General features: G+C 36.6%; 23 protein-coding genes and 1 riboswitch. Of the genes, 12 read left to right on the top strand and 11 right to left on the bottom strand.

From position 1 onward, the window contains the following. The first annotated feature begins 238 nt into the window (after positions 1–238). A complete protein-coding gene (locus tag AC6CHS_RS06045; protein ID WP_498234866.1) occupies positions 239–1,015 on the top strand; it encodes a serine/threonine protein kinase in 777 nt (258 codons plus the stop codon). A gap of 53 nt (positions 1,016–1,068) precedes the next feature. On the opposite strand, the gene AC6CHS_RS06040 is transcribed toward AC6CHS_RS06045, so the two are convergent. After that, complete coding sequence (locus tag AC6CHS_RS06040) at positions 1,069–1,287, bottom strand: hypothetical protein (protein ID WP_498234864.1); 219 nt, start codon at positions 1,285–1,287, stop codon at positions 1,069–1,071. Positions 1,288–1,872: 585 nt separating this feature from the next. Then, a riboswitch (purine riboswitch) is annotated at positions 1,873–1,971 on the top strand. Positions 1,972–2,025: 54 nt separating this feature from the next. Between AC6CHS_RS06040 and AC6CHS_RS06035 the strand changes: the two genes are divergently transcribed. Together AC6CHS_RS06035 and AC6CHS_RS06030 are read left to right on the top strand one after the other, a co-directional pair. Beyond that, positions 2,026–3,228, top strand: a complete 1,203-nt coding sequence (locus AC6CHS_RS06035) for an MFS transporter (protein ID WP_498234862.1) — start codon at positions 2,026–2,028, stop codon at positions 3,226–3,228. A gap of 126 nt (positions 3,229–3,354) precedes the next feature. Beyond that, positions 3,355–4,467, top strand: coding sequence for a hypothetical protein (locus tag AC6CHS_RS06030; RefSeq protein ID WP_498234860.1), 1,113 nt, complete (start codon positions 3,355–3,357; stop codon positions 4,465–4,467). Positions 4,468–4,584: 117 nt separating this feature from the next. Here AC6CHS_RS06030 and AC6CHS_RS06025 read toward each other — a convergent pair whose 3' ends face one another. Next, the gene (locus AC6CHS_RS06025) at positions 4,585–5,544 is read right to left on the bottom strand and encodes an SDR family oxidoreductase (RefSeq protein WP_498234858.1); all 960 of its coding nucleotides are present in this window, start codon (positions 5,542–5,544) and stop codon (positions 4,585–4,587) included. Between the two features lie 388 nt (positions 5,545–5,932). Beyond that, entirely contained in the window at positions 5,933–6,451 is a 519-nt protein-coding gene (locus AC6CHS_RS06020; RefSeq protein ID WP_498234856.1) for a TetR/AcrR family transcriptional regulator, read from the bottom strand. A 441-nt stretch (positions 6,452–6,892) separates the two neighbouring features. Here AC6CHS_RS06020 and AC6CHS_RS06015 point away from each other — a divergent pair, with 441 nt between their 5' ends. Both AC6CHS_RS06015 and AC6CHS_RS06010 read left to right on the top strand, forming a co-directional pair. After that, the gene (locus AC6CHS_RS06015) at positions 6,893–7,657 is read left to right on the top strand and encodes a DeoR/GlpR family DNA-binding transcription regulator (protein WP_498234854.1); all 765 of its coding nucleotides are present in this window, start codon (positions 6,893–6,895) and stop codon (positions 7,655–7,657) included. Between the two features lie 14 nt (positions 7,658–7,671). Next, positions 7,672–9,054 carry an aminopeptidase P family N-terminal domain-containing protein gene (locus AC6CHS_RS06010; RefSeq protein WP_498234852.1) on the top strand — a complete coding sequence of 461 codons (1,383 nt, stop codon included), beginning with the start codon at positions 7,672–7,674 and terminating at the stop codon, positions 9,052–9,054. A 162-nt stretch (positions 9,055–9,216) separates the two neighbouring features. Here the strand turns inward: AC6CHS_RS06010 and AC6CHS_RS06005 are convergent, their stop codons facing one another. From AC6CHS_RS06005 to AC6CHS_RS05995, 3 genes are all read right to left on the bottom strand, one after another. After that, positions 9,217–9,711, bottom strand: coding sequence for an LURP-one-related/scramblase family protein (locus AC6CHS_RS06005; RefSeq protein WP_498234850.1), 495 nt, complete (start codon positions 9,709–9,711; stop codon positions 9,217–9,219). A gap of 776 nt (positions 9,712–10,487) precedes the next feature. Beyond that, positions 10,488–12,266 carry an HNH endonuclease gene (locus AC6CHS_RS06000; protein ID WP_498234848.1) on the bottom strand — a complete coding sequence of 593 codons (1,779 nt, stop codon included), beginning with the start codon at positions 12,264–12,266 and terminating at the stop codon, positions 10,488–10,490. 92 nt (positions 12,267–12,358) lie between these two features. Next, positions 12,359–13,810 carry a hypothetical protein gene (locus tag AC6CHS_RS05995; protein ID WP_498234846.1) on the bottom strand — a complete coding sequence of 484 codons (1,452 nt, stop codon included), beginning with the start codon at positions 13,808–13,810 and terminating at the stop codon, positions 12,359–12,361. A 169-nt stretch (positions 13,811–13,979) separates the two neighbouring features. On the opposite strand from AC6CHS_RS05995, the gene AC6CHS_RS05990 reads away from it, so the two are divergent. Then, the gene (locus AC6CHS_RS05990; RefSeq protein WP_498234844.1) at positions 13,980–15,044 is read left to right on the top strand and encodes a toll/interleukin-1 receptor domain-containing protein; all 1,065 of its coding nucleotides are present in this window, start codon (positions 13,980–13,982) and stop codon (positions 15,042–15,044) included. Positions 15,045–15,232: 188 nt separating this feature from the next. Here AC6CHS_RS05990 and rlmH read toward each other — a convergent pair whose 3' ends face one another. From rlmH to AC6CHS_RS05975, 3 genes are all read right to left on the bottom strand, one after another. Next, positions 15,233–15,712, bottom strand: coding sequence for a 23S rRNA (pseudouridine(1915)-N(3))-methyltransferase RlmH (gene rlmH / locus AC6CHS_RS05985; protein WP_498234842.1), 480 nt, complete (start codon positions 15,710–15,712; stop codon positions 15,233–15,235). A 58-nt stretch (positions 15,713–15,770) separates the two neighbouring features. Beyond that, positions 15,771–15,968: a hypothetical protein gene (locus AC6CHS_RS05980; RefSeq protein ID WP_498234840.1), complete on the bottom strand. Its 198-nt coding sequence runs from the start codon at positions 15,966–15,968 to the stop codon at positions 15,771–15,773. 96 nt (positions 15,969–16,064) lie between these two features. Beyond that, on the bottom strand, positions 16,065–16,499 hold the full coding sequence (locus AC6CHS_RS05975) for a MarR family winged helix-turn-helix transcriptional regulator (RefSeq protein WP_498234839.1): 435 nt from the start codon (positions 16,497–16,499) through the stop codon (positions 16,065–16,067). A 120-nt stretch (positions 16,500–16,619) separates the two neighbouring features. Here AC6CHS_RS05975 and AC6CHS_RS05970 point away from each other — a divergent pair, with 120 nt between their 5' ends. Then, on the top strand, positions 16,620–17,042 hold the full coding sequence (locus AC6CHS_RS05970; RefSeq protein WP_498234837.1) for an organic hydroperoxide resistance protein: 423 nt from the start codon (positions 16,620–16,622) through the stop codon (positions 17,040–17,042). Positions 17,043–17,195: 153 nt separating this feature from the next. Here AC6CHS_RS05970 and AC6CHS_RS05965 read toward each other — a convergent pair whose 3' ends face one another. Both AC6CHS_RS05965 and AC6CHS_RS05960 read right to left on the bottom strand, forming a co-directional pair. Continuing rightward, complete coding sequence (locus tag AC6CHS_RS05965) at positions 17,196–18,017, bottom strand: hypothetical protein (protein WP_498234835.1); 822 nt, start codon at positions 18,015–18,017, stop codon at positions 17,196–17,198. A 122-nt stretch (positions 18,018–18,139) separates the two neighbouring features. After that, on the bottom strand, positions 18,140–18,319 hold the full coding sequence (locus AC6CHS_RS05960) for a helix-turn-helix domain-containing protein (RefSeq protein WP_036578010.1): 180 nt from the start codon (positions 18,317–18,319) through the stop codon (positions 18,140–18,142). Between the two features lie 176 nt (positions 18,320–18,495). Between AC6CHS_RS05960 and AC6CHS_RS05955 the strand changes: the two genes are divergently transcribed. The 5 genes from AC6CHS_RS05955 (at position 18,496) to AC6CHS_RS05935 (ending at position 23,822) form a co-directional block, all read left to right on the top strand. After that, complete coding sequence (locus AC6CHS_RS05955) at positions 18,496–19,128, top strand: pentapeptide repeat-containing protein (RefSeq protein ID WP_498234833.1); 633 nt, start codon at positions 18,496–18,498, stop codon at positions 19,126–19,128. Positions 19,129–19,467: 339 nt separating this feature from the next. Next, positions 19,468–20,055: a TetR/AcrR family transcriptional regulator gene (locus tag AC6CHS_RS05950; protein WP_498234831.1), complete on the top strand. Its 588-nt coding sequence runs from the start codon at positions 19,468–19,470 to the stop codon at positions 20,053–20,055. A 27-nt stretch (positions 20,056–20,082) separates the two neighbouring features. Next, entirely contained in the window at positions 20,083–22,380 is a 2,298-nt protein-coding gene (locus tag AC6CHS_RS05945; protein ID WP_498234829.1) for an MMPL family transporter, read from the top strand. Between the two features lie 228 nt (positions 22,381–22,608). Further along, positions 22,609–23,169 carry a hypothetical protein gene (locus tag AC6CHS_RS05940; RefSeq protein ID WP_498234827.1) on the top strand — a complete coding sequence of 187 codons (561 nt, stop codon included), beginning with the start codon at positions 22,609–22,611 and terminating at the stop codon, positions 23,167–23,169. Positions 23,170–23,258: 89 nt separating this feature from the next. Continuing rightward, on the top strand, positions 23,259–23,822 hold the full coding sequence (locus AC6CHS_RS05935) for a hypothetical protein (RefSeq protein WP_498234825.1): 564 nt from the start codon (positions 23,259–23,261) through the stop codon (positions 23,820–23,822). Positions 23,823–23,905: the final 83 nt, after the last annotated feature.

Raw genomic sequence — 23,905 nt, 5'->3', positions numbered from 1 at the left:
ATGGGAAAGGATCACTCACTTATTGAGTCTTTCTTACTGTAAGCTGTTCGGAGCTTAGCATTTTTGCATAATCCCGAGGGTGATGTCCTTGCTACTATAGAAGGGTACGCCCGTTTTTTTACGTTTCACTTCCAGTTTTCCCAACATACAATTTTGCGATTCTGAATTTACTGCCCTAAGTTTGATATAATACAACCAAACGTAACACGAAGAGGTGCGCATGGAAGTTATACATTGGATGATAAAGAAAGTGCGACAGAGGATGATGGATCAGCAATATTCGATCGGCCAAACACTGGCTGGACGATATGAAATAGAGAAAGTGTTACAGAACGGGAGTTACGGCATCATCTATTTGTGCTGGGACTTGGACGCCAACCAAAGATGTGTGGTTAAACAAATGCGTAAAAGCAAGAAGAAAGAAAACGCGGAGAATTACAAGCAAGAGACAACTATTCTGCAGATGTTAGACCACAATGGTATTCCCAAATTAGTAGAGACATTCGTGTATGAGGAAGAGCAGTTCTTTTCCATGGAATTTGTCGAGGGGAAAAACGTAGAAGACACTTTATTCGACACAAAGCAGAAATACAGTGAAAAGGAATGTCTGGAAATCGTTAAAAAGCTAACTGCTATCATTTGCTATATTCACGAAAAGGGCGTGTTCCATGGTGATATCCGAATTCCAAATGTCCTCCTTCACAACGATGAGCTTCATCTAATAGATTTTGGTTTAGCACAAAACCTGCATACAGACGACAAAGCAAAAGAACATCAAGAACAGTTAGCACACGATGATTTTTTTGACATAGGGGATTTTCTGCTGTTTCTTCTCTACTCTTCCTATGAAGGGGAAACGAAAAGGAATAGACCCTGGACTGAAGAGCTAAGCCTCCACCCGAAAACAGCCCACCTTCTGAAACGATTGTTACAGATTGAATCGCCGTATCACCAGTGTGAAGCTATTCTTACAGATATCGGAGAAGCAATTAGTCTCCTATCAGCAAGCGATTAGAAGGTAATGACGTGATAGCAGAACATAGTTGGACTTAATTAACAAAACTCCATTTAGCAGGAAATGAATTCTTCCCACCAAATGGAGTCTTTTTGTAATTTATTCAAGTAACGATCAGCTGCTAGAGTAACGCCCTTTTTTTCTGTAATGGCTTGAGCCACGATAGGCATTACGTCCGCGTCGTCCGCTGCTGCTACTTCCGTAATATCTCCGCTTTTTTCCACTGCTAGAGCCATGACGGCGGTATTTCGACCGATCACTGCTGCTACCACGTTTTTTCATCTCTTTAGAAATGCCTTTTAGGAACTTTTTAAACATTGAGTTCCCTCCTTTAGTGTATATACGATTAACCTTTAGGTAGGTTTCATATATTCGGCTTACTCTTTAAGTTTACCCATAAGATAGGTAGTAGTAAACCGAACCAATTCACTTAGCTTTTTTTAAAGTCTTTAATAACCCACAACCAAATGTTAAGGTATTATAGAAATGGGAGATGAATGAATTTTTTTAAGAGGTGAGCTTTATGTCTCATAGAATCAAAAAAATTAAATTATCTACGTACATAGGTATTTACCTGTGTATATTTATTATTGTTTATTTAGGTGTTATGTTTTTAAAACACATAACCGGCGGGGAACTAACTTGGTTTAAGACTTTCGGGTTTATGTTTGGTATTACTGCTATATATTTTTTCTTAAGGGCAACAACAAAGCACCTATACAATTAATTTGAACCACTTTCCTCGAATACCTTCTTGTAGACATGCCCACTGGTCTCATGGTTATACAAAAGCTAAAAATTACTACTTGCTAAACTAGTTGAAAGCTAGTAAACTATCTAAAGTGCTCGCTTATACTAAATACTAAATTAATATAACCTGTATAACCTCAGAATATGGCTTGAGGGTGTCTACCAGGAACCTTAAAATCCTGATTACAGAAAATGAGTTAAATCATTTTTTGTAATCAGGATTTTTTTATATTATTTTCCATTCGAAAGGAAGTAAGAAGATGAATTTAAAAGTTTTTATACTCGCATTATCTACTGTAGCAGTTGGCCTTGTTGAATTAGTCGTTGGTGGAATTCTTCCAACTATCGCAAACGATTTAAACATCACATTAAGCTCTGCTGGACAACTAATTACGGTGTTCGCACTTATCTATGCGGTATCCGGACCTGTGTTACTAGTTCTAACGAGCAAAATGGAGCGAAAAAAGTTATATCTCATATCCTTGTCTATTTTCTTTATCGGGAATATCATGACCTATTTCAGTCCGAACTTTACCTTTATGATGATCGCAAGAGTTATTACCGCCATGAGTACAGCACTCATCGTAGTACTTTCGTTAACCATTGCTTCAAAAGTGGTTTCACCAGCACATCGAGCAAAGGCTCTAGGCCTTGTTTACATGGGGATTAGTTCGTCGCTTGTTATGGGAGTGCCACTGGGAATTCTAATTTCCGATCAATTTGGCTGGCGCGTTATTTTCCTAGGAATTGCGGTGTTATCGATCGGTTCTTTTGTGCTTATTTCCATCTTTTTAGATCGATTCCCTGGCGAAAAAACGATTCCACTATCAAAACAACTAAAAGCTGTGAGTAGCGCAAAATTAGGGAGTGCACATCTTGCAACCATGTTTATGCTTGCAGGACATTACACGCTTTATGCGTACTTCACACCATTTTTAGAAACGGAACTTCATCTAAGTTCTAGTTGGCTTAGCATATGTTATCTGTTATTTGGGATTGCAGCGGTAAGCGGCGGCGCATTCGGAGGATTTCTTTCCGATTCGATCGGAGCTCCAAAAAGTATCATTACCGTGATCATTTCATTTGCGGTGGTGTTATTCATACTGCCTTTTACTACATTCTCACTTATTGTATTCCTGCCAATTATGATGATTTGGGCAGCATTAAGCTGGAGTCTAGCTCCACCACAACAAAGCTATTTAATTCAAACAGATCCTGCTACATCGGATATCCAGCAAAGCTTTAACAATTCAGCATTACAAATAGGGATATCTCTCGGATCAGCATTTGGTGGTGTAGTGCTAAATCAAACCGGAAATGTTTCCAGTACAGCTTGGTTTGGTGGTGTAGTTGTGATCATCTCTCTAGCATGCGCAGTCTTTTCTTTAACAAGAAAAACAAAAGGAAGCGAAAAGACAAAGGAGAGTTTTGTAGTAGAGCGTCCTTTACAAGAACAAAACTAAACTGATAGGAGAGTTCGCTAGTTGAACTCTCCATTTTTTTAAATCTCTCTGTTAACTTTATTGAAAACAGGGTATATATCTAGAATAATAGATAGTAGAAAATCAATACATAAGGAAGTGAACAACATGAAAAAATCAGCGTTGCTATTCTCAGGAGTGCTTATCCTGTTTTTCCTGATCGCTTGTTCGGAAAACACCACTACCCAAGAGAATGAAAAAAGTGAAGAAGAACCAGCACAGGAAGAGGGCGCTTCAGATGAGAAGGAAGGCAAGAAAGAAGAAGCGGAAGAAGAGAAGCCCACTCAGCCTTACAAAGCAATGGAACCAAGAGAAGATGCTTCTCCTCTAAAAGAAACGTTATCTGAAGAGGAACTAGAGAAGATGCCTAGTGAAGAAGCTCGCGGAGGGGATCGTACTAGAATGGTTCCAGTGGGAGAAACATTGGTAAAAGGAGCCGATGATCAAACCGATGGTCCATTAAAGAATCATAGACTCGTAGCTTATTACGGACATCCGAACTCTAGCAATATGGGGATATTGGGAGAAATGGAACCAGATGAATTGATGGAGAAATTAAAGGAGCAGACCCAATCATATTCAGATGCCGATCCTTCACGCCCTGCTGTGCCAATGATCGAACTCATTTCTACCGTGGCACAGCGCGACCCGGGGTCTGAAGGGACGTACGTCCATCCAACTCCACCAGAGAAAATTGACGAATATGCCAAACTCGCGGAAGAAAATGATGCGTTACTTATGCTGGATGTCCAACTCGGAACAGATTCCGTCATCAATCAAGTTAAATCACTAGAGAAATGGCTTAAGATGCCTCATGTGCACCTAGCTATTGATACCGAATTCCATGTGAGAGAAGGAGAAACCCCTGGTATCGATCTAGGCCAAGTAGACGGGGCTGAAGTACAAGAAGCGGTGGATTACTTAACGGAAATGGTTGAGGAAAATGATTTACCAGATAAAATTGTCCTCGTCCATCAGTTTATGGACGAAGCATTAACGAACAAAGATGCCATTCAACCAACCGAAAATGTTGAAGTGGCCTTGAATTATGACGGCTGGGGCGATTCTGCCACCAAAAAGTCACTCTATCGTAAATTCGTGCGAAACGAAGCAGTCCAATACGGGGGATTTAAGATCTTTTATAACAAGGATGAGCCTGTGTTAAGTCCGGAAGAGGTTTTAAAGCTTGATCCCAATCCAGCGATAATTAATTATCAGTAAGGAATGGATTGGTTTTAATCTTAGTAGTTAATGTAATTCCATAATTAATGTCCGAAAATGATAACAAAGCATGGGGCGGTTTAACCACTTCTACCAATAACCGCCCCTGTTTTTACCTTAACCCAAATTCCCCCTATACATCAACAGCCGTAATGTCTCTTCCATGCCCTGTTTAAAAGGAGTTTTTGGAATGGCACCAATTCGCTTTTCATATTTTTCACCACTTAAAACAAACCCCTCTTTAGTAAGGTACATAATTTCAACAACTTCCCTCATAAATATATCAAATAACCCAATAAAACGAATGGTATTTTTAGAAAGTGGAATAATTATCTTTTGGCTCCCCGTTACGTGACGAGCTATTTTAATAATATCTTTTCCCGAAATTAATCCCGCCCCTGGTATATTCCAATTCTCTCCATAAGAAACGTTTTTTTCTGCTATATTAACAATCATCTTCGCCGCATCTGGCAAATAGACATACTCACGAGGAGTTTTTAGATTTCCAATAAAAACAGAGGCTTTATTGGCAGCTATCCCTTCTAGGGTAGGCTGTAAATAGGAATTTTGTGACGTGGGGCCATAATAATCTGGTAGCCTGACAATTAATGCTTTAGCACTTTTCCATTTAGGACTGAAAATCAGTTGCTCGAATTCCACTCTAAGTTTACCTTTTTTCGTATGGGGCTGGTGTGGATGATTTTCATCTCCCTTTGCAACTTGGTGCCCATATACGTAAATTCCATCTACAAAAACAATCCTTTTCCCTAAAGTATCAGCTGCTTTCATTACACTCTCTCCAAGTGATAACAGCTTTGATTTCATCTCTTGATACTTGACATTCGCACACTGAAAAATAACATCTACATCTTTGGCAGCTTCTATAATGGTTTTATAATCAAATATATTACCCAGTTTGTATGTTAATTTGGGGTGGTTATCTTGTTCCTTCATTAGTTCATTCAATTTCTCTGGAGAACGCCCGAAAGCTATGACTTCTATTCCTCTGTTCAATAATTCTGAGACAATAACTTGGCCCGTTCCACCAGTTGCTCCCAATACAACTGCTTTTTTCATTTAAAACACCTCTTTTATTATTGATTGATCAATAAATAACTGTATAAAAAAATTATGTCTTATTCGTTCACCTTTCCCAAGGGAATATTCGCATACATAGCATACTGTTATTAATCCCAAAACGTGAATAAGACGGTCAATACTGCAATAATCCCCAATCCAATAGATAAATATGAAACAGGCGTCTTCTCATTATTCATCATTACACCTCCCCGATTATGTTTAATTTTAGCAGGCTTAATCCCACCAACTTATAATACATACCACAATAATTCCTATTGATAGGAAGTCTATTTTATTTAACTTCATATTTTCACCTCCTTATTCTATTGTTATTGATTGATCAATAACTAATTTACAAAAAAATAAATAACTCGCTTAGGCTACATTATTTATTTTTTGTATCTATAAGCTCTGGCAGCTCTAAGAAATAAGATATATTGCACAATATCCCTCGGGCCAAGAATGTAGTAACTTCTCTTTCAACATTTTCTATTCCCGCATCTCTAAATCGTTCTATGGTGTAACTGCGAATATTGGATAGTCCTTTCTGCGTGGCATTCCGGATTGCGCTTTCTGTTACGGAAATGCCTATGACCTGTAATGCGATTTCATTAGGATGAAGTTCAGAAAGTTTATCGTATGCGTCAATCATTTTCTCAACAAGTTGTTCTGCATTAGCATCTACATTTCTAAAAATATCGAGAATTCTATCAAATGCGCGGTCTAACGCAGCAATAAACAATTCCTCTTTTGTTTTATAAAACCGAAAGACATATGGCTGCGATATCCCCGCTTTTTCTGCTATATGTGCGGTAGTTGTATTATAATAACCTTTCTTTGCAAATACTTCTAATCCCGCTTCAAGTATCTCCTCTTTACGGTTTCCCCCACTTGGCCGACCCATATCAAACACCTGCTTGTTATTAGTTATTTATTGATCAATTACATTATAAGAAACAGTACGCTTTAATTCAAGTATAAGTTTTATTAGCTGTACTGTTTACACCTTAAACTGCTGGGTCTCGCCATTAAGAATGATAATGGGAGTAACTCAAAGCTAAATTTACTACTTCGTAGAAATGCCCCAAACTCGGGAGTATTGATTGTCTCACACAATATAAAGTGAAACTTCAACTATCTTCCACAAACTCCAAAACCTAATCATTAACATTATATAACATATAAATTTATATAATGTTATATAAGTACTTAAATTTTGATTGTTTTGTTAATAAATGTTATCATGTTCCCAAATGACAAATAGGAAAAATGTTAATTCATACATTCAAAGTCATGAGAGATAAATTTAATCAGACAAAGAAATTTATGCTATGGAGTGAAAAGCTTGAATCAAACAAAAAGACACGTGTTTATTTTAGAAAAAGTAAAGGTAAATGGTGAGGTTAATTCTAAAGACTTAGCCGAGGAACTCAACGTATCTTTAATGACCATTAATCGAGACTTGAAAGCATTATCCGAAAATGGTGAGCTAGAGTTGGTTTATGGAGGTGCTGTTTACAAAAAAACGGATTTATCCGAATATCCGATGACGATTAAAAGAGAAGTTAATGCCTACGGCAAGAAACTAATCGGGGAATACTGTAAGCGCTTTGTAAAGCCCTATTCTTCGATATTTATTGAAACCGGCACAACCACTTTAGCTGTGGCTCACGAAATATTTAGAGCAAAGAACTGCACCTTTTATAGCAACTCCTTAATGGTCCTTTCCACTTTATCAAAACATAAAGACATCTCTTTGTTTAGCGTTCCGGGAGAGTACAGAGATTTATCGCAAGGTTTTTTGGGCGTGCAAACAATTGATTATATAAAAGACTTTCAGTTCGATTTAGTGTTTGTAGGTACGGAAGGGATTACACTTGAACACGGTGTAACACTACCAGACGAAATAGACGCATTTACAAAAAAGGCGATTATCAACCACGCCAAGCAAGTAGTGCTAGTTGCTGATAAGACAAAGTTTGGCATTTCCCACCTTTATAAGGCAGGCTCTGTGAAAGACTTTGATGTAATTATAACCGACTTACCAAAGGATCACGAGAGCTTTAAACATATGAGTCAAGTGACCAATATCATCTCAGTAGCAGAATAGAAGGAGAAATTATAATGGATATACAATTAACACAGATTACGCCTCCGAAGATTCATCATAATATGCAATCTATTATTTTAACAGACGAAACATTAGCCCAACGCCATACAAATTTCTTGGAAAAAATGAAAGAACACCAAGTGGATACAGCGATTATTTATGCAGACCGTGAACATGGTGCCAACTTCGAATACTTTACTGGTTTTATCCCTCGCTTTGAAGAGGCCTGTCTTGTTTTGCACGGTAACGGAAAATGTTATTTATTGCTAGGTAATGAAAATTTAAAGTTAGCAAGTAAATCACGAGTGAGAGCAGAAGCCATTCATGTTCCTTACTTTTCCCTGCCTAATCAACCAATGAAAAATGAAAAGGAACTAGCTCAATATTTTAAAGAGGCCGGTATTTCTCCAGACTCCAAAGTTGGGTTAATTGGTTGGAAGATGTTTACGAGCACCGTTTATGAGAACAGCGACCTTTTTGACATTCCTTATTTTGTTGTAAATGACTTGAAAAAATATGTGACACAAGGAAAGGTGTTCAACTTTTCGCCAGCCCTTCTCTCTCCTCTTGAGGGGATTCGCACTATTAATAATGCGAATGAAATTGCTCATTATGAACACGGAGCATCATTAGCTGGGTCCCGTTTATATCAAGCGCTACAAAACCTTGAGGTGGGAAAAACGGAAAAAGAAATTGCTTCCATACTGGCGGCGGATGGACAGCCGAATTCCGTAACGACCATTACTGCTGCAGGTGCTAGATTTACAAACGCTATAATCTATCCAAGGGATAAAGCAATCCATTATAAAGATAACTTTTCTCTTACAGTAGGCTATAAGGGTGGATTAAGTAGCCGCGTGGGCTATGTAGTGGAAGCGCCCGAGCAATTACCTGAAGAGCAAAAGGACTATCTTGAGCGACTAGCAAAGCCTTATTTTACTGCTTATGCGACTTGGTTAGAATCTATTAAAATCGGTCAACAAGGCAAAGATATATATGCGATTATAGAAGAGGTATTGCCTAAAAAGGACTATGGCTGGTCCTTAAACCCGGGCCACTTTACAAGCGATGAAGAATGGCTGGCTTCTCCATTCACAGAAGACTCAACAGCTGTCGTTAAAAGCGGCCAAATGTTTCAAGTTGATATTATTCCAAGTGTGCCAGGCTATGCAGGAGCATCATGTGAAGAACCAATTGCCATTGCAGATGAAGCATTGCAATCAGAAATTAAAAACACTTATCCAGAAGTATGGCAAAGAATTCAAACGAGAAGAAGCTATTTACAAGAAGTTTTGAATCTGTCCATTAGCGACGAACTACTTCCATTAAGCGATACAGTCGCCTTTTATACCCCGCTTCTTTTGAATAAAACATTGGCATTTAGTAAGAAACAATAACTCTATTTTTAAGCCAGGGCCTGTAACGGTATCATACAGATCCTGGCTTAAATGTTTTTTCATATTATGAAAACCCCTAATGAAGAAGCAGGAGGATGTTAAATTGTCCCGGGGAAAAGTAGCGTCTTGAAGCTTAGCCCCTCCGTGATCTATGATAGGTTGTTATGTCGTAGCTGGCGGAGACGATGCTTGGTCAGCCTTCACACAATCAATGGCTATTACGAGCGCAATAATGAGCGCCTCCAACTCTTCGTTCAGAACTTGAACCTTATAGCTATCGCCCCAAGTGAACCATTCTTTATTCACTTTCCCCACGACTTCCCCATTCTGATAAACTTCAAAGTTCATATCCCACCAGTTCCCGTGCACTTCTATCCCCTCGGCGTCAATAGAATAACGTGCTTTAAAGAAAGAAAACTCTTTATTAATCGTTAATATCTTTTGGCCGTTTACCTCAACATAAAATTTCGGCAAGAGGCTGATCACCTTTTTCGTTATAAGTGCAACCTCTGCTCCTGCTGTATTTAAGATGGAGAACGTTTTGGGGATTTTCATAAAACTTCCTTCCACATAATACGCATCATTCTCCTGCTGATCCTTTATCGTGAATTTGTCTTTAAAACTCATCACTTTTTGTTTTATATACAATTGTTTCAAAATAAGAACACCCTTTCTTTGGTGGGATACTTATCTATTTAGTCACTGAAGTATTTCCTATTGTACGATTTTATCGCTTATGAGGTTTCGTATTATCAATAAGGGAATGATGGTTATTCCCAGTTTAATGTTTTTTAAGGGAGAGAGCAAAAAAGTTGAATTTTTTGAGGGAATAGAGTGTTTGATAGTAAAATAAAAACCCATGACGGTTTTACCATCATGAGCTCTTGATTCATATTTAATCTTAGGTTATTACTGAATTTATTGGACTAATATACTCTTGATGGTTATACCATCATGACATATGAATTAATTTTCTTATATTTTTGTTAATGTTTGACTCTATCATTTCCCATCCCAAATAGACTTTACTATATTCTCAATTGTATCTTCGTCTATCTTTTCTTTTTTTAGTTTTTAGGTATTGAAATAATAGTTTATGCAAACCTTTTCTTATAACATTGTCTTCCACACATCCAACGCCACTTTTCACTGTTTAAAGCTGTAGCAATATATCTTTCAAGTTGAACAAACGCCTGTCCTGTTACAGTTGAAACTGTATTAGTAAGAGGGGCATTAAACTAGATATTCGTGCAGGTTTTGAACAAAATCAGAACCTAAAATATATTGAAAATCATTATGTGAAAATACATCTTCTGCCATTGTAGTATTTATGTTTTTTAAGTAAACTAAGAAAATTGGTAGAAATTCACTTTTATATTAAAAGAACTCATTATGGTATAACCATGATGAAGTATGAATTTTTAATAGAACTCTTATTTTATTGTAAGATAGGCATTAACTAATTTATTCAAATTATATTCTGTAATTATAGGTTCTAAGTATTGAGTGATTAGTTTAATTTCATCAGGGTTGATTATTTCTTGGGAATATTCTATTGCTGCAGAGACTGATCTTAGTAGCATATCTAAAACCCCACCATTAATCTTCCCAAATTTTTCATTTCTCTTTTTCTTAAACACTTGTGTTCTTAAATCATCTATATTAAAAGTTTGGTTGATGTTTAATTTTGAACAAATATAATAAAAATCAGTATCAGAACTTATACTTAAAATATAAATTAGTGAATCATAAATGCTTTCAATTGAGTTCTTTTCAAGATAAGTTTCTGTAGTTACTGAATAATATAACTGCAAAGAGTTTACCAATTCAATTAATCCATCAACTCTTGTAATTTTATAAATGTCAAAATAACGATCACTAATACGAAAGTATAAGTTATTGAATGTATTGAGTTTTTTATACTCATCAAATGAGATGCCTTTCTTAAACCCTAGTTTATTCCTACTAAGAGAGGAATCGTATGAATACATTACTAAGGGGATAAATTCATTAGTTAACCAATGATAAGCTTGTTCTACTGTCCAATAATCTCTTATACCATAATCCTTATTCTTTTCAACGTCCCACCAAACCAACCAAACTTCCTCTGTAGGTTCCCAACTATCATTAGAATCTACTAAACTATGAATAACACAATGAAAACCCGAATTATACTGTGGTGTTGGTTTATTATTATATACTTTAATCATATTACTCCCGGATGAATCAAAAATATGCCATTTACCATTTCCATGATAGTTATCATGTTCATCCGCAAATTTTAGCATTAATTCCCACAATTTTCCATTAATTTTGATAAGCTTATACTTTGTTAAATCATTATTTAATGGAAGAAACCCTTTGCAAGTTAATACTTTTTCAATTTTTTCTATAGCTATTATATACTCAGTAATAAATCTATCTACTACCTCACACAGATGCATAGTTTCATCCTTACTCAAATTGAACCTACTACTTCCTAATTGTATAATATAGTTGTCTTCGCTTAACTTATCAACTATGTAAGGACGCATTAATTGGTCTGTAGGCGTTTTTGTTCCCTTAAATAATGTTTGAAGGATTTCATTATGCGTTAAAGTTATACTCATACCACGTATATAAAAACTATTAAATGTGAATAAACAGCTTCCTTCAGGTTCGTTAAGTCTTGGGAGATAGCCATCCAACTTTACTGAATAATATTTTATCGAACGAAAGTTTGTGAACTCATTTTCATACTCAACAAATTCATTACCATAGTCAGAAACAAAATTATTAACTTGATCTATGTATTCCTCTAATTTTAGTTCTCCAGATTTAACAGCCTTCCGCATAGTCTCTATTTTAAGAGCATAATTTGATTCTTCTAAGTATTTTTGTATTTCTCTATTTACATCACTTATTTTATTCTTAGCTTTTCTTAGTAGTTTTGCAGTTATTTCTTCAGGTGCTTCATAGTAACTTTTTTCTCTATTACAATAACCACATGCAGGTCTCAAATTGTACAAACTATTCAACTGAAAATCCTTATGTAAATCATATTTTTTTAATACTCTGTAAAAATCATTATGATCTTTCTCTATACTCTCTGCAATGATATGGTCTATCTGTAACTGTGTGTAACCTATAGGTTCTCCACAAATTGCACACTTCTTATTATATGCTTGCCATAGAGCATACCTAACTTCTGACTTTCCTTTAAGTTGCTTCATTTTTCCTCCTAATAAAACAAGACAGTTAAATTATTTGTAAACTAAAGAGGTGAGAGACCAGTTCATTTCACCTCTTTTTAAAACTTTACAGTTTAAGAAACCTTAATATACTTTAACGCTTCTTGATATCTCGAATCATTCCAAACCTTATTAAGGGTTTTTTTTGGGAAATTAATGATAAAGTCTAATGCTTTGTTAATGTGAACATCTGTTGTTTTAGTCTTTAAATACTCTGTTAACTTACGAATTCTTACATCGGGTTTTGAGACATCTAAATCAAAAACAAATTCATTATCCTCAAACAGATAAAGGAAATCTATTACCTCTCTCACGGTAAATGATTCAATAAACTCTTTATAATATCTGACCGCATTTTCATCAATGCCTTCCCTATATCCTTTTCCGTTACCTGCAAAACAAATTGTAATTACTTTAACGAACAATTTCCTTGCAGCGTTTGGTATTTTACCCTTAGGTAAGGATTCTGCAAGAGATTTTGCATGAGGAGACTCATTGTAAAAATTATTCCACTCAAAGTGAACTGTCCTTAAGTTTTGCAGTTTTTCTATTAACTCTGCGGAAAGACTGTCTTCATCTTTATAAGCAAGACCATTAACTAATTCTAAAAACTTTTGTGTGGCCTCTTTCCTATCTGTATCCCCGTTCTTCCTATAAACCCCAAATTTTGCCCCAATAGAATACTTTGTTTCTTCGGTAGCTGATATCCAAACATGGGGAGCTAAATTTTCTATATTTGTTTTAACACTTTGCTTTTGCCTTGGGTCAGAGAATAATCCAAACATAGAAAATACAAAGTCATCTATTCTTTCCTGAGGCTGTTTAGCTAAATCTTTTCCTATTATTTCACAGTCATCAGAAGGGATTGTGCCTATCCTTACATTTTCAAGTAAGACTTTAATTTGAATTACTGAGTGGTCTGGAACAGCAATAATTGCGTGTTTTAGACAGTGCTCCAAAAGAGAGAGCATTTCAATACCTGTTATCTCATTTTCATTTGGATGAGCTGAACTAGCATGGTTTCTTAAATAGTTGACATGTTCTAACCTTTTAAAATTAATATCATTTATTAACCCGATTCTTCGACAAATTTCTAATAAGTCATGCTCAGAAATAGCTTCTAAATCTTCTACAAGATGTAAATTTTTATATCGTGGAGATAAAGTTTCAGCAATATTAAAAAAGTGTTGAAGATCAAATTTAGATACTAAATTTCTTACAGCCTTTATTGTTTCATCCCATAAAAATGTTAACGCCCCATCAAACAACCCTACAGTCACTGCTATGGTAAACTTAGATAAATATAATGCTTTAGTCCTTTCCTCGTAAGGTAATATCTCTAAAGTGCTTTCTAATGCAAAAATTACCTTTCTTCTCTCTTCTATAGGCGAAAGGACATTGTCAGTTGGTAGTCCAATTCTAGTTAGCATATTTGCTAGCGGCTGATTTAAGGCATCGATAGAATTATCTATTTTTGCAGGCGAATAATCACTAGGAAGGATTTCAAAAGAATTTTCTTTTTCCATAATTTCCCCCATTAATTTAATTGTAATATTTTTATTATACCTAAAATTCTACTTGAAAAGTGTTTTATAGACAACTTCTATACTCTATTATTTGCCAATTTCCTCTCCAATCAAATGTACATTATGGTAATATATTCTTAGTCTAAACAGAAGGAGTAGTAAGTAAAAAATGAAAAATTCAATTTTTTTAAGCCACGCAGTAGCTGATAGAATTTTAGTTGATCGATTTGTTGATTTTCTCAATATTGCTTTTAATATTAACCGTACTCAAATATACTGTACCTCTCTGAAAGGGACAAAACATATACGTACAGGCAATAATTTTATTACTGATATTAAAGAGCATATAGAAGATACAGAAGTAGTACTATTTTTTCTAACACCAAACTATTTAAAAAGCTCTTTTTGTTTGAGTGAACTAGGCGCTGCTTGGGCGTTAGGTAAAAGAATTTATCCCATCCTAATCCCACCATTGGATTACAACTCATTGGATGGTACACCATTAAAGGGTGTGACTCAATTTATTAAATTAAAAGATGTAGAATCAATATTCGACATTGCTGATGACTTTAAAGAAATGAAGCTAATTGGGGAGATTGGTGCAGGATTGTTAAGCGTCAAGGCTATGAGCTTTATACAGGATATGCCTGGATTATGTAAGTTTGAAGAAAATCAGCATATAGATAAAGAGGATTATCAAAAGGTTCTAAAGGAGGTTGATGATATAACAAATAATAATATAGAACAAGAAAAAGTGATTCGTAATTTAAATAAAAAGATAGAAGAGTTAAAGTCTGCTAAAAACTCAAAGGAAGTTTATGAAATTCTATTGAAAGGTTCAAATGATAAAGAAACTTTTGAAAACTTAACAGAAACTGTAAAAGAATTACTTTCTCCTCTCGATAACTTAATTGTAAGTTCAATTTATTGCAATATGTATTATTCAGGAGAAATGAGCTATTGGGTCAGTCAAGATGATTTCGCAAGAGCTCGTGAATTGGAAGCTGAGGACTATTTAATTATTGATTATGATGATGGGGAAATCGTACCTAACGAGTCTCATCCCAAAATAAAAAAATGTATTTATGCAATGGAAGACTTAAAATGGTTTCTAGAAGAAAAGTGCAGTCCAGAATTCTTCACTTATTTTGAAGAGACTCATGAACGTCCATTATCCATTAATAATAAGTGGTTTTGGGAATATATATTTAAAACAAGTATAACAATGAGTTAGTATTCAGCTAACTAACTTATAAATGTCGTAAAGATTAAACACCATTCAATTTTATATAGAATGGTGTTTAGCTTACTCCGAAAAATTTTCAAAAAAGCACTTAAGCATATAACCATTAATTTAAAGCTCTTCTTTAAATAACCTTAATTTTTTTATACATACAGTTAGTGCTATCTTCTTGTTTACCATCACTTGTGATACGGTTCACCTCGATTTATCCGAAACGCCCGATAAACCTGCTCCAATAATACCAACCTCATAACCTGATGAGGAAACGTCATCTTTGAAAAAGACAAAGCCAAATCACTTCGCTTTTGTACTTCTCCACTAATCCCTAATGATCCACCAATCACAAAAGCAATCTTGCTCTTCCCATAGGTCGCAAGCTCGTCCATTTTTGCCGCAAGCTGCTCAGAGCTTAGCATCTTTCCATTGATTTCGAGGGTGATGACATAGGTATCCTGGCTAATATGGGAGAGGGTGCGCTCGCCTTCTTTGCGTTTCACTTCCAGCATTTCCGCATCACTCATATTTTCTGGTGCCTTTTCATCAGCGACTTCCACAATATCTACCTTGGCATACGCACTCAGCCGCTTCATATATTCCTGAATGCCTTGCTTGAGGTATTTTTCTTTTAATTTTCCAACTGATACGAGGGTTATTTTCATTGTCGTTACATCCTTTTCCGTCTTTTGTTGCCTATAGTTTACCACAGTTATACAATAGCTAACGCCGGATCGCGTTCACGAATAGCCTAGCAAATATGGCAGCCAACGGAACCAGGAGAATAAAAATTAACAATAAACTCCATAGATCCGATACAGGGGGCCACGCTATAAAGCTCCCCCAGTAAGATACAAAGATTTTTAATAGAATCCAAAACAGCATTAAAAAAGCAACAACTGAAATAAGCTTTTCCTTCATAACCAGCCTCCCACTTCGAAAACACTCTACTCTCTATATTTCTATATTTCTATAGTAAAAGCCTAGTTATCACAAAAAGATACGTAGGCTTCTAATCTACGCCTCATCCAACTGAGCAAGCATTTTAGACAAGGTTTGTTTTAGCTGGATCACTTCTTCTTCGTTTAGATTGGTCTGTTCAATAAATTGTAGTGGGATCTGTTCTGCTTGTTTCTCTGCTTGTTTCCCTTGTTCAGTTAAGACGACTTCCACGACGCGTTCATCTTCTTTGGAGCGCGTTCTCTGTATGAGTCCATGCTCCTCCATCCGCTTCAGCATTGGTGTCAGTGTTCCTGAATCGAGGAAGAGTCGTTTACCTAATGCTTTCACCGAGATCCGATCTGTTTCCCAAAGCACGAGTAACACCAAGTACTGCGGATACGTGACGTTTAATTCCTCCAGTAATGGACGATACCGCTTCGTCATTTCGCGGGTTGTTGCATATAGTTGAAAGCATATTTGGTTATCTAATTTTAATATTTCATTTGCCATTGTTGATCACTCCTAGCCTTATTATAACAAGTTACGAAACAGAATTATAATAATTGACGTCACACTATTTAATTGTGTACAATCTAATTGTACACAATACAAAAAGAGGAGTGTTTTATTATGGGATTAGCATTATACACAGCGTCTTCAACTGCAACAGGTGGTCGTCAAGGAACGGTTAAATCATCTGATGGCACATTGGATCTAGCTTTATCTTTACCAAAGGGATTGGGTGGAAATGAAAAAGAAGGCACCACAAACCCAGAACAGCTCTTCTCAGCTGGCTATGCTGCCTGCTTTGACAGTGCCTTGCAAATGGTTGCCGGTAAAGCAAAGAAGAAAATCACTTCTGAAGTAACAGCAGATGTAAGCATTGAAAAACAACTAAAAGGCTTTGGCTTGAGTGTGAAGCTAAAGGCTGAGATGGAAGGCGTTACACAAGAAGAAGCAGAGGAACTAATGGATAAAGCACATGAAGCTTGCCCATACTCTCGCGCCATTGAAGGAAATGTAAAAGTGAAGAAAACAGCAATCGCCAAATAAATATAAATGGAGCGATCTTAACTACCACCGCAAAGACTCCTTTATAGGCTTTTGCGGTGTATTTTTACATAACCAGAATGTGTTATATAGCCTGAAGAGTGACCGGGCAGTGCAATGTTTTGGAAAGCGGATAGCTTTATCCGACCGCTCCATTCATTGCATCGTAATGCTTTCATGTATTTCAACACCATGATCCACAAACATTTCTTTTACAACCCGTTTATAATCCGCATATTCCTCGGAATTTTTGTAGTCATGATGTTCGGCTATTTTCTTCAATGACCCGTATACGTATGCCTTTAGCTTATTATCAGGAACGTTGCGATCATTGGCCACGAACTCTCTTGCGTATTTTTCAATAATTTTATGCCACTTTTCCTTTGCCCAACGTCCAGCAGCGAATTCTGCATAAAATTCATTGGCAATCTCAATAATTTGTTCCATTTTGTTGGTTGGCTTGTTAACAGTTGCTAATGAATGTTTTTTTGTATGTATTTCTTTTGTCTTTGTTTCATTTGTAGTAGCACTTTTTGCACTGTCCGCTTTGAATTGTACATTTTGTAAATCAGAAAAAAAATCAGGTACAACAAGGGGTGAGTCCTTAATCGATTTAATATTAAACACCGCTAGACCTTTTTCTTCAAGCTCCTTTTTCTGTTCCCCAATAAATGTTTCAAAATCGCTTTGTGAAAAGGGATGATCGGCTGCCTTATAGAAATACTCATGGTGTCCATCCACATGACAGAAAAAAACCATGATGTAGCGATGCTCAAGCAACACCTTCCAAGAACTATCCACCTTTCGGCGAGTGAATTGTTTATGTAGCTCTGATTTACGTATTCTCCAAGTTGGAGAATGGCTAAGAATGTGTGTGAGTAATCCAATTGCCGCCAAGTCATTTAAGTCTTTTTGAACTGTTTGGTTATCAATCTTAACGAATCCAGATTCTTTACGGTTTTTTTCAATATAATTCATACTTGTCCATCCCTTTTATTCGCAGGCGAAAAGGCCATCCTCCCAATAACGCTGAGACAGACCTTGCGTGCGGTATTTTAATTTCGAATTTCGTTATTTACTTTAGGTTATAGTTGGAACGCTCATGCGCCATTACATCCGCTATCCCCAGCCCAAACGTCCAGCGATTCCTTAGTGAATATGATTGTATTAAGAATGACCAAATGTGGTATTTTGTTTCGCTTCACCAATAAGTACACCATGTCTCTATGTATACCAAGATACGCTGCAACTTCTCTTACACATAATGTTGTTCGGTTCATCATGCTCCCTCCTCCCTACGCTATAATCCTTCTATTTTTCCTACTCACTTCTATAATCGAAAAAAGAGACGCTTTGGGGGCATCTTTTTGAAAAAAATTTTTGTATATAGAGGGAAATGTTATAATACAGAGAGAAGAAGGAGTGTTCTCCTATTACATAATTGAAGGTGATATATATGAAGTTAGTAAAACCGAACATACCTGAAGAACTACCACGAGGAAGCTTTCATGACATATTTAACGAGGAAGATCCACATCTAAGTTACATGGAGATTGAAGGTTCTTATTTTGATAACGAGGTACTGGATCGTGTCCATTTAAATGAGATGGTGATTAGGCATTCGACGTTTCACAATACGTCTTTTGAGAATATCGATATGACGGACGTTCACTTTGAGAATTGTGACTTTTCCAATGCAAATTTAAGCACAGCGAGCATTCATCGCGTTACGTTTAAAAACTGTAAGCTTTTAGGTGTGCAATTTGTTGAGGGGCGCTTTGGCAATGTTTCCTTTGAAAATTGCTTGTTATCCATGTGTAATTTCGGTGACTCTAAATTTGAAAAAACACAGTTTATCGAATCAAACCTGCAGAGTGCAGACTTCTTCAATTGCAAACTGAAACAAACAATATATTCTTATTGTGACTTGAATGGGGTTAGCTTTGACAGCACCAAGTTAAAAGGAATTGATATTAGTACATCTCACTTCGAATCCCTTGTGGTTAAGATGGAGGACTTGAAAGACTGCATCGTTTCCCAGCATCAAGCCATTTACTTTGCGTCTATGTTGGGGTTGGATATTCGATAACAGGAGATGGGAAGGAAGGCATGACATAAACCGTTAAATAATTGAAGGAGCTACACCACAAGCTAAATGGGGCTTAGGGTGATAGCTCTATTTTTATTTTGAATCACAAGTCAAAGCGGATTTCCACCTTTCGCAAAAAGGAATAAACACCATATAATTGCCAGCAATAAAAACAAATATAATTGCACAAAGGGAAATGTTGCCCTTTGTGCAATCTTTGTGTTATAACTAAATATGGACTACATAAAGTGAAACTTCATCAGTGTGGGTTTTCTTCCTTCCCCACTGATTTTTAGTTGAACGAAGTGGGGTGAAAAAATGTCTGAAGAGAGTCTCAGGATGAAAAAGAAGAACGCCACAAAAAGGGCCCTTGCCGAAGCTGCCTTTGAACTAGCGATGGAACGTGGCTTGGATACTTTTGTGGTGGAGGATATTGTGACAAAAGCAGGCTATTCAAGGAGAACTTTTGCGAATCATTTTTCCTGTAAAGAAGAAGCTATCGCGAGTGCTCTCACCATGAACGATTTTCGCGAACATGATGAGGCCCATTCCTTAGAAGGGCTTACGCCACTAAGCACTATCGAAATGTACATTAAGCGTAGTTTTACGATTGATAAGTTACAAAGATTGCATGAGTTGATTTCCTTATCTAGGGACCATCCAACTTTAAAATTGTATGTGACGGCTGTCTTAAAGGAAACACAGGACTTTGCTCGACTTGGCATTAAGGAAGGATTTGGTGATGCTTATTCTGAAGAGTATTACCATCTATTAATTGGTGCAGTATTTGGCGCTCTAATGCCTGTCCTTGATGGAAGCATGAATGTTCATTTACCAGTAGGTGACACAGCACAAGACCAACCTAATAATGAATTTCAGGAATACATGGAAATCGTCTTCTCGAAATTAAGAGAAGGCTTTAACTAATTTTAAAACGAGTAGGAGTTCAAAAGAATGTCGAAGTTATTTTACAGAATTGGTAAGACAGCATTTAACAAGCCGTGGGCATTTATTGCCAGCTGGGTAATCATTTTAGGAATTATTATCGCAGCAATTGTATCAAATGGCGTGAGCATGACCAGTGAGACAAGAATCGATGGGACAGAAGCTCAGGAAGTTCTCGACCAGCTAGCAGAGGATTTCCCAGTCGCTTCAGGTGGGCAAGGAAGCTTTATATTTGAAGCCCCTGAAGGAAAACAAGTTGATGCTCAAGCGAATGTAGCATCACTTGCAAGCGTGATTAACAGTATTTATGAGTTAGACTTTGTCGTCAATCCACTTGATATAGTAGGGGATAGTGAAGATATGGCTCAGCTGCAAGAGCTACAAAGTCAGCTTGGGCAAATGCAAGAGAGTGAAACCTCTTATAGACCATTCGTCGTGAATGAGACGCCTATACCAGGAGTGAAGATCTCAGAAGAAGGGAACATCGCGCTTTTCTCATTCCAAATGACAGAAAAGGCGGAGGACCTTTCTGCTGATCAATTAGATCAATTAAAGGATCTAGCAAATAACGTAGAAGAGGATACATCTATTAATGCCCTTTCAACTGGTACGCTTCAAAGCACGGATATTCCAATTGGAGGTACGCATGAAATTATTGGTCTGATTGTTGCTGGGATTGTCCTTGTGGTGACATTAGGTTCCCTTATAGCAGCAGGATTGCCATTAATAGTTGCCTTTGTTGGAGTAGGGGTTGGTGTCGGCGGTACTTTTGCCATGTCTAGTCTGTTTGAAATGAACAGTCTTACACCAGTACTTGCTTTAATGGTTGGTCTAGCAGTAGGAATTGATTATGCGTTATTTATTGTGAATAGACAAAGGAAGATAATGTTTGAAGAAAATCTGCCAGCTAAGGAAGCTGCACCACGTGCCGTAGGGACAGCAGGAAGTGCCGTATTCTTTGCAGGCTTAACTGTAATCATCGCGCTATGCGGATTATTAGTTATTGGGATTTCCTTCTTAAGCAGTATGGCCCTTGTTGCTTCACTGACAGTATTTATCGATGTGCTTGTAGCACTCACATTATTACCAGCAATTTTAGGGTTAGTCGGAGAGAGAATTGTTTCCTCTAAAGCGAGAAAGAAACATAATGCGAAAGACAAGGACAAGCCGACCTTTGCGAACAAATGGATTAATGGGATTATCAAGCTTAGATGGCCTATCGTTGCACTCATCATTGTGATTTTAGGAACGCTAACAATTCCAGTTGCTGATATGAACTTAGGAATGCCTTCAGGGGCAAGTGCAAATAAAGATACAGCCGAACGACAAAGCTATGACATTGTTTCAGAAAGCTTTGGAGAGGGCTATAATGGCACCTTGTTACTTGTAGCAGAAGATAAGGATGGAAATGCAATTGATACACAAGAGTATCTACAGTTGCTTTCTAATATAAACGAACTTGATAGTACAGTAGAGGTTTCACCTGGCGGGTTTAATGAGGATGGGACGATAGGGATTGTGAGCATTACCCCAACCGCTGGCCCTACAGATGAAGAAACACATGATTTAGTAGAGTATTTAAGAAATAACGATTCCGTGGCCGAAAATACAAATCTGGAAATTGGCGTAACGGGACTCACAGCGATCAATATTGATATTTCACAGAACCTATCTGATGTATTTCCAATTTATATTGGTATTATCGTTCTGTTATCCTTAGTTATCTTGCTCGTTGTATTCAGATCGGTTATTGTACCAATCAAAGCAACAGCTGGTTTCTTATTAAGTATTATGGCTACATTCGGTGTTACAACAGCCGTCTTCCAATGGAACTGGTCCGGGGTAGGTTCTTTATTCGGAATTGATACAGGCGGACCGCTCCTAAGTTTCATCCCGATTATGGTAACAGGTATCTTATATGGTCTAGCGATGGATTATCAAGTATTCCTTGTATCTTCCATGCGGGAAGCTTATATTCACGGAAATAAAGGTAATAAGGCTGTGGTGAACGGCTATACCATTGCAAGTAGAGTTGTCGTTGCGGCAGCGTTAATCATGGTTTCTGTATTCTCAGGCTTTATTTTCACAGACGATATTATGATTAAACAAATAGGGTTCGCTCTCGCCTTTGGTATTTTGATTGATGCATTCTTAATCAGAATGATCTTCGTACCGGCAGTTATGTCTATATTTGGTGACAAAGTTTGGTGGTTACCAAAATGGTTAGATAAAATCTTACCTAACTTGGATATTGAGGGAGAAAAATTAACGAAAGAACTAGAGAAAGAAAAAGTGAAGAATAGGTAGTAGTGTAATCAAAACGGAGGCTGTCCATAGTGACGAGCCTCCGTTTTTTCAATTCTTCATGATGGGTATCTATAAGACTGCCTAACGCATTTATATTTAATCCAAGGAGCTTTCTGTATTGCAAACTGCCCATTTAAATTATCCTTTTTACTTCCCATTATAGAAAGTATAATAAAATTACAGCTTACATAATTCATACAGGATTTATTTTGGGGAGACGGTGGGTTAATGAAACGTTCAAATGAAAGTAGAATTTTTAGGGGATCTCTGATCTCATTATGTTTAAGTTTAGTTCTTCTGCCTCTTATGATTTATTTAAGGGAAATTGGGATTTATATTCAATTTGGAACACCACCGCCCTTTATAGGTCATAAACTCATTGAGTATATATTAATTGTCAATGTGGTTATATCACTCTGTTTCATAATAAAAAGCCGCTCCTTGAGAAGTATTATGGTTTTGGCTGGAGTGTTTGTTGTATTAGCAAGATCCATTTTTTATTCTTTCCCTAATCCTTTATGGGAGACTGAAGTCACGACACTTGTTTCCCCTGATGATTCAATTAAATATTTAGTCGTCGAAACGGGGGTTGGCCACCTTTACAAATTATCTGAATCAGGATTATATATGACCTTTATTACAACTCTCCGAACGGATGATGGATATCAACCGTTTGCCAATGACGCTTATAAAATAGATTGGTTGTCATCTGAACAATTTGTAATACACTATGCCTTTGATGTTAGTAGTGAAGAAATGGATAAAGAAGTAACTATTCCAATAGAGTAGAAAAGGTAATTCAAATAGATTAGTATAAGCCTAGGTTTATTGATAGACTAAACCAAAACGGCTTTATTCTAGGAATATGGAGGGGTTAAATGAAGAGAACAAACAAAAAAAGCAAACTAGCTTATTGGGGATGTAGAATCTCTTTGTCTTTAAGCCTAGTTATTCTACTTTTACTACTGTTCCTTAGAATAATTGGAGTTTATGTTCAGTTTGGAACGCCTCCGCCTTGGTTTGGCCACCATCTAATAGGTTTCCTGTTAATTGTCAATATAGTCATTACCATGTTTTTTATGGTAAAAGATTCTTTAGTAAGGACTATTGTGGTAGTAGCAGGGATCTTCTTTATATTAACAAGTTTTTTCCCTTTTCGAATGGAGTTACTACCTACTGAATATACGACATTTAATTCTCCTGTTGATACGTCTAAATATCTAGCAGCCGAAAGTGGCAGTGGTAAACTTTATAAACTATCTGAATCAGGTTTATATATGATTCTCGTTACCACTTTTAGTACGAATGGAATGTTTCATCCGTTGGCCGAGGGCGCATATAAAATAGAGAAAACATCATCAAAGGAATTTATACTACGCTATGCCTTTAATCGTGATAGCCCAGCTGGAATGTATAGAGAAATAACTGTTCAAGTAGAGTAGAAAAAGCACATAAATTGGCTAACCCTTAATAGATTAGCAATTTATGTGCTTTATTTGGTTTGTATCTGTTCTACACCCTAAAT

This window comes from Oceanobacillus sp. GQ8 (genome assembly GCF_059758495.1).
Note: the sequence above shows the minus strand (reverse complement) of the source record. Positions and strands in the feature narration are given on the sequence as shown.

Coding starts and splice junctions, on each gene's coding strand:
- AC6CHS_RS05980 (WP_498234840.1), bottom strand. CDS start 15,968: ATGAAGGAAAAGCTTATTTCAGTTGTTGCTTTTTTAATGCTGTTTTGG.
- AC6CHS_RS06000 (WP_498234848.1), bottom strand. CDS start 12,266: ATGAAGCAACTTAAAGGAAAGTCAGAAGTTAGGTATGCTCTATGGCAA.
- AC6CHS_RS05945 (WP_498234829.1), top strand. CDS start 20,083: ATGTCGAAGTTATTTTACAGAATTGGTAAGACAGCATTTAACAAGCCG.
- AC6CHS_RS05960 (WP_036578010.1), bottom strand. CDS start 18,319: ATGAACCGAACAACATTATGTGTAAGAGAAGTTGCAGCGTATCTTGGT.
- rlmH (WP_498234842.1), bottom strand. CDS start 15,712: ATGAAAATAACCCTCGTATCAGTTGGAAAATTAAAAGAAAAATACCTC.
- AC6CHS_RS06030 (WP_498234860.1), top strand. CDS start 3,355: ATGAAAAAATCAGCGTTGCTATTCTCAGGAGTGCTTATCCTGTTTTTC.
- AC6CHS_RS06025 (WP_498234858.1), bottom strand. CDS start 5,544: ATGAAAAAAGCAGTTGTATTGGGAGCAACTGGTGGAACGGGCCAAGTT.
- AC6CHS_RS05995 (WP_498234846.1), bottom strand. CDS start 13,810: ATGGAAAAAGAAAATTCTTTTGAAATCCTTCCTAGTGATTATTCGCCT.
- AC6CHS_RS05970 (WP_498234837.1), top strand. CDS start 16,620: ATGGGATTAGCATTATACACAGCGTCTTCAACTGCAACAGGTGGTCGT.
- AC6CHS_RS05935 (WP_498234825.1), top strand. CDS start 23,259: ATGAAGAGAACAAACAAAAAAAGCAAACTAGCTTATTGGGGATGTAGA.
- AC6CHS_RS05975 (WP_498234839.1), bottom strand. CDS start 16,499: ATGGCAAATGAAATATTAAAATTAGATAACCAAATATGCTTTCAACTA.
- AC6CHS_RS05955 (WP_498234833.1), top strand. CDS start 18,496: ATGAAGTTAGTAAAACCGAACATACCTGAAGAACTACCACGAGGAAGC.
- AC6CHS_RS05950 (WP_498234831.1), top strand. CDS start 19,468: ATGAAAAAGAAGAACGCCACAAAAAGGGCCCTTGCCGAAGCTGCCTTT.
- AC6CHS_RS06020 (WP_498234856.1), bottom strand. CDS start 6,451: ATGGGTCGGCCAAGTGGGGGAAACCGTAAAGAGGAGATACTTGAAGCG.
- AC6CHS_RS05940 (WP_498234827.1), top strand. CDS start 22,609: ATGAAACGTTCAAATGAAAGTAGAATTTTTAGGGGATCTCTGATCTCA.
- AC6CHS_RS05990 (WP_498234844.1), top strand. CDS start 13,980: ATGAAAAATTCAATTTTTTTAAGCCACGCAGTAGCTGATAGAATTTTA.
- AC6CHS_RS06035 (WP_498234862.1), top strand. CDS start 2,026: ATGAATTTAAAAGTTTTTATACTCGCATTATCTACTGTAGCAGTTGGC.
- AC6CHS_RS06010 (WP_498234852.1), top strand. CDS start 7,672: ATGGATATACAATTAACACAGATTACGCCTCCGAAGATTCATCATAAT.
- AC6CHS_RS05965 (WP_498234835.1), bottom strand. CDS start 18,017: ATGAATTATATTGAAAAAAACCGTAAAGAATCTGGATTCGTTAAGATT.
- AC6CHS_RS06045 (WP_498234866.1), top strand. CDS start 239: ATGATAAAGAAAGTGCGACAGAGGATGATGGATCAGCAATATTCGATC.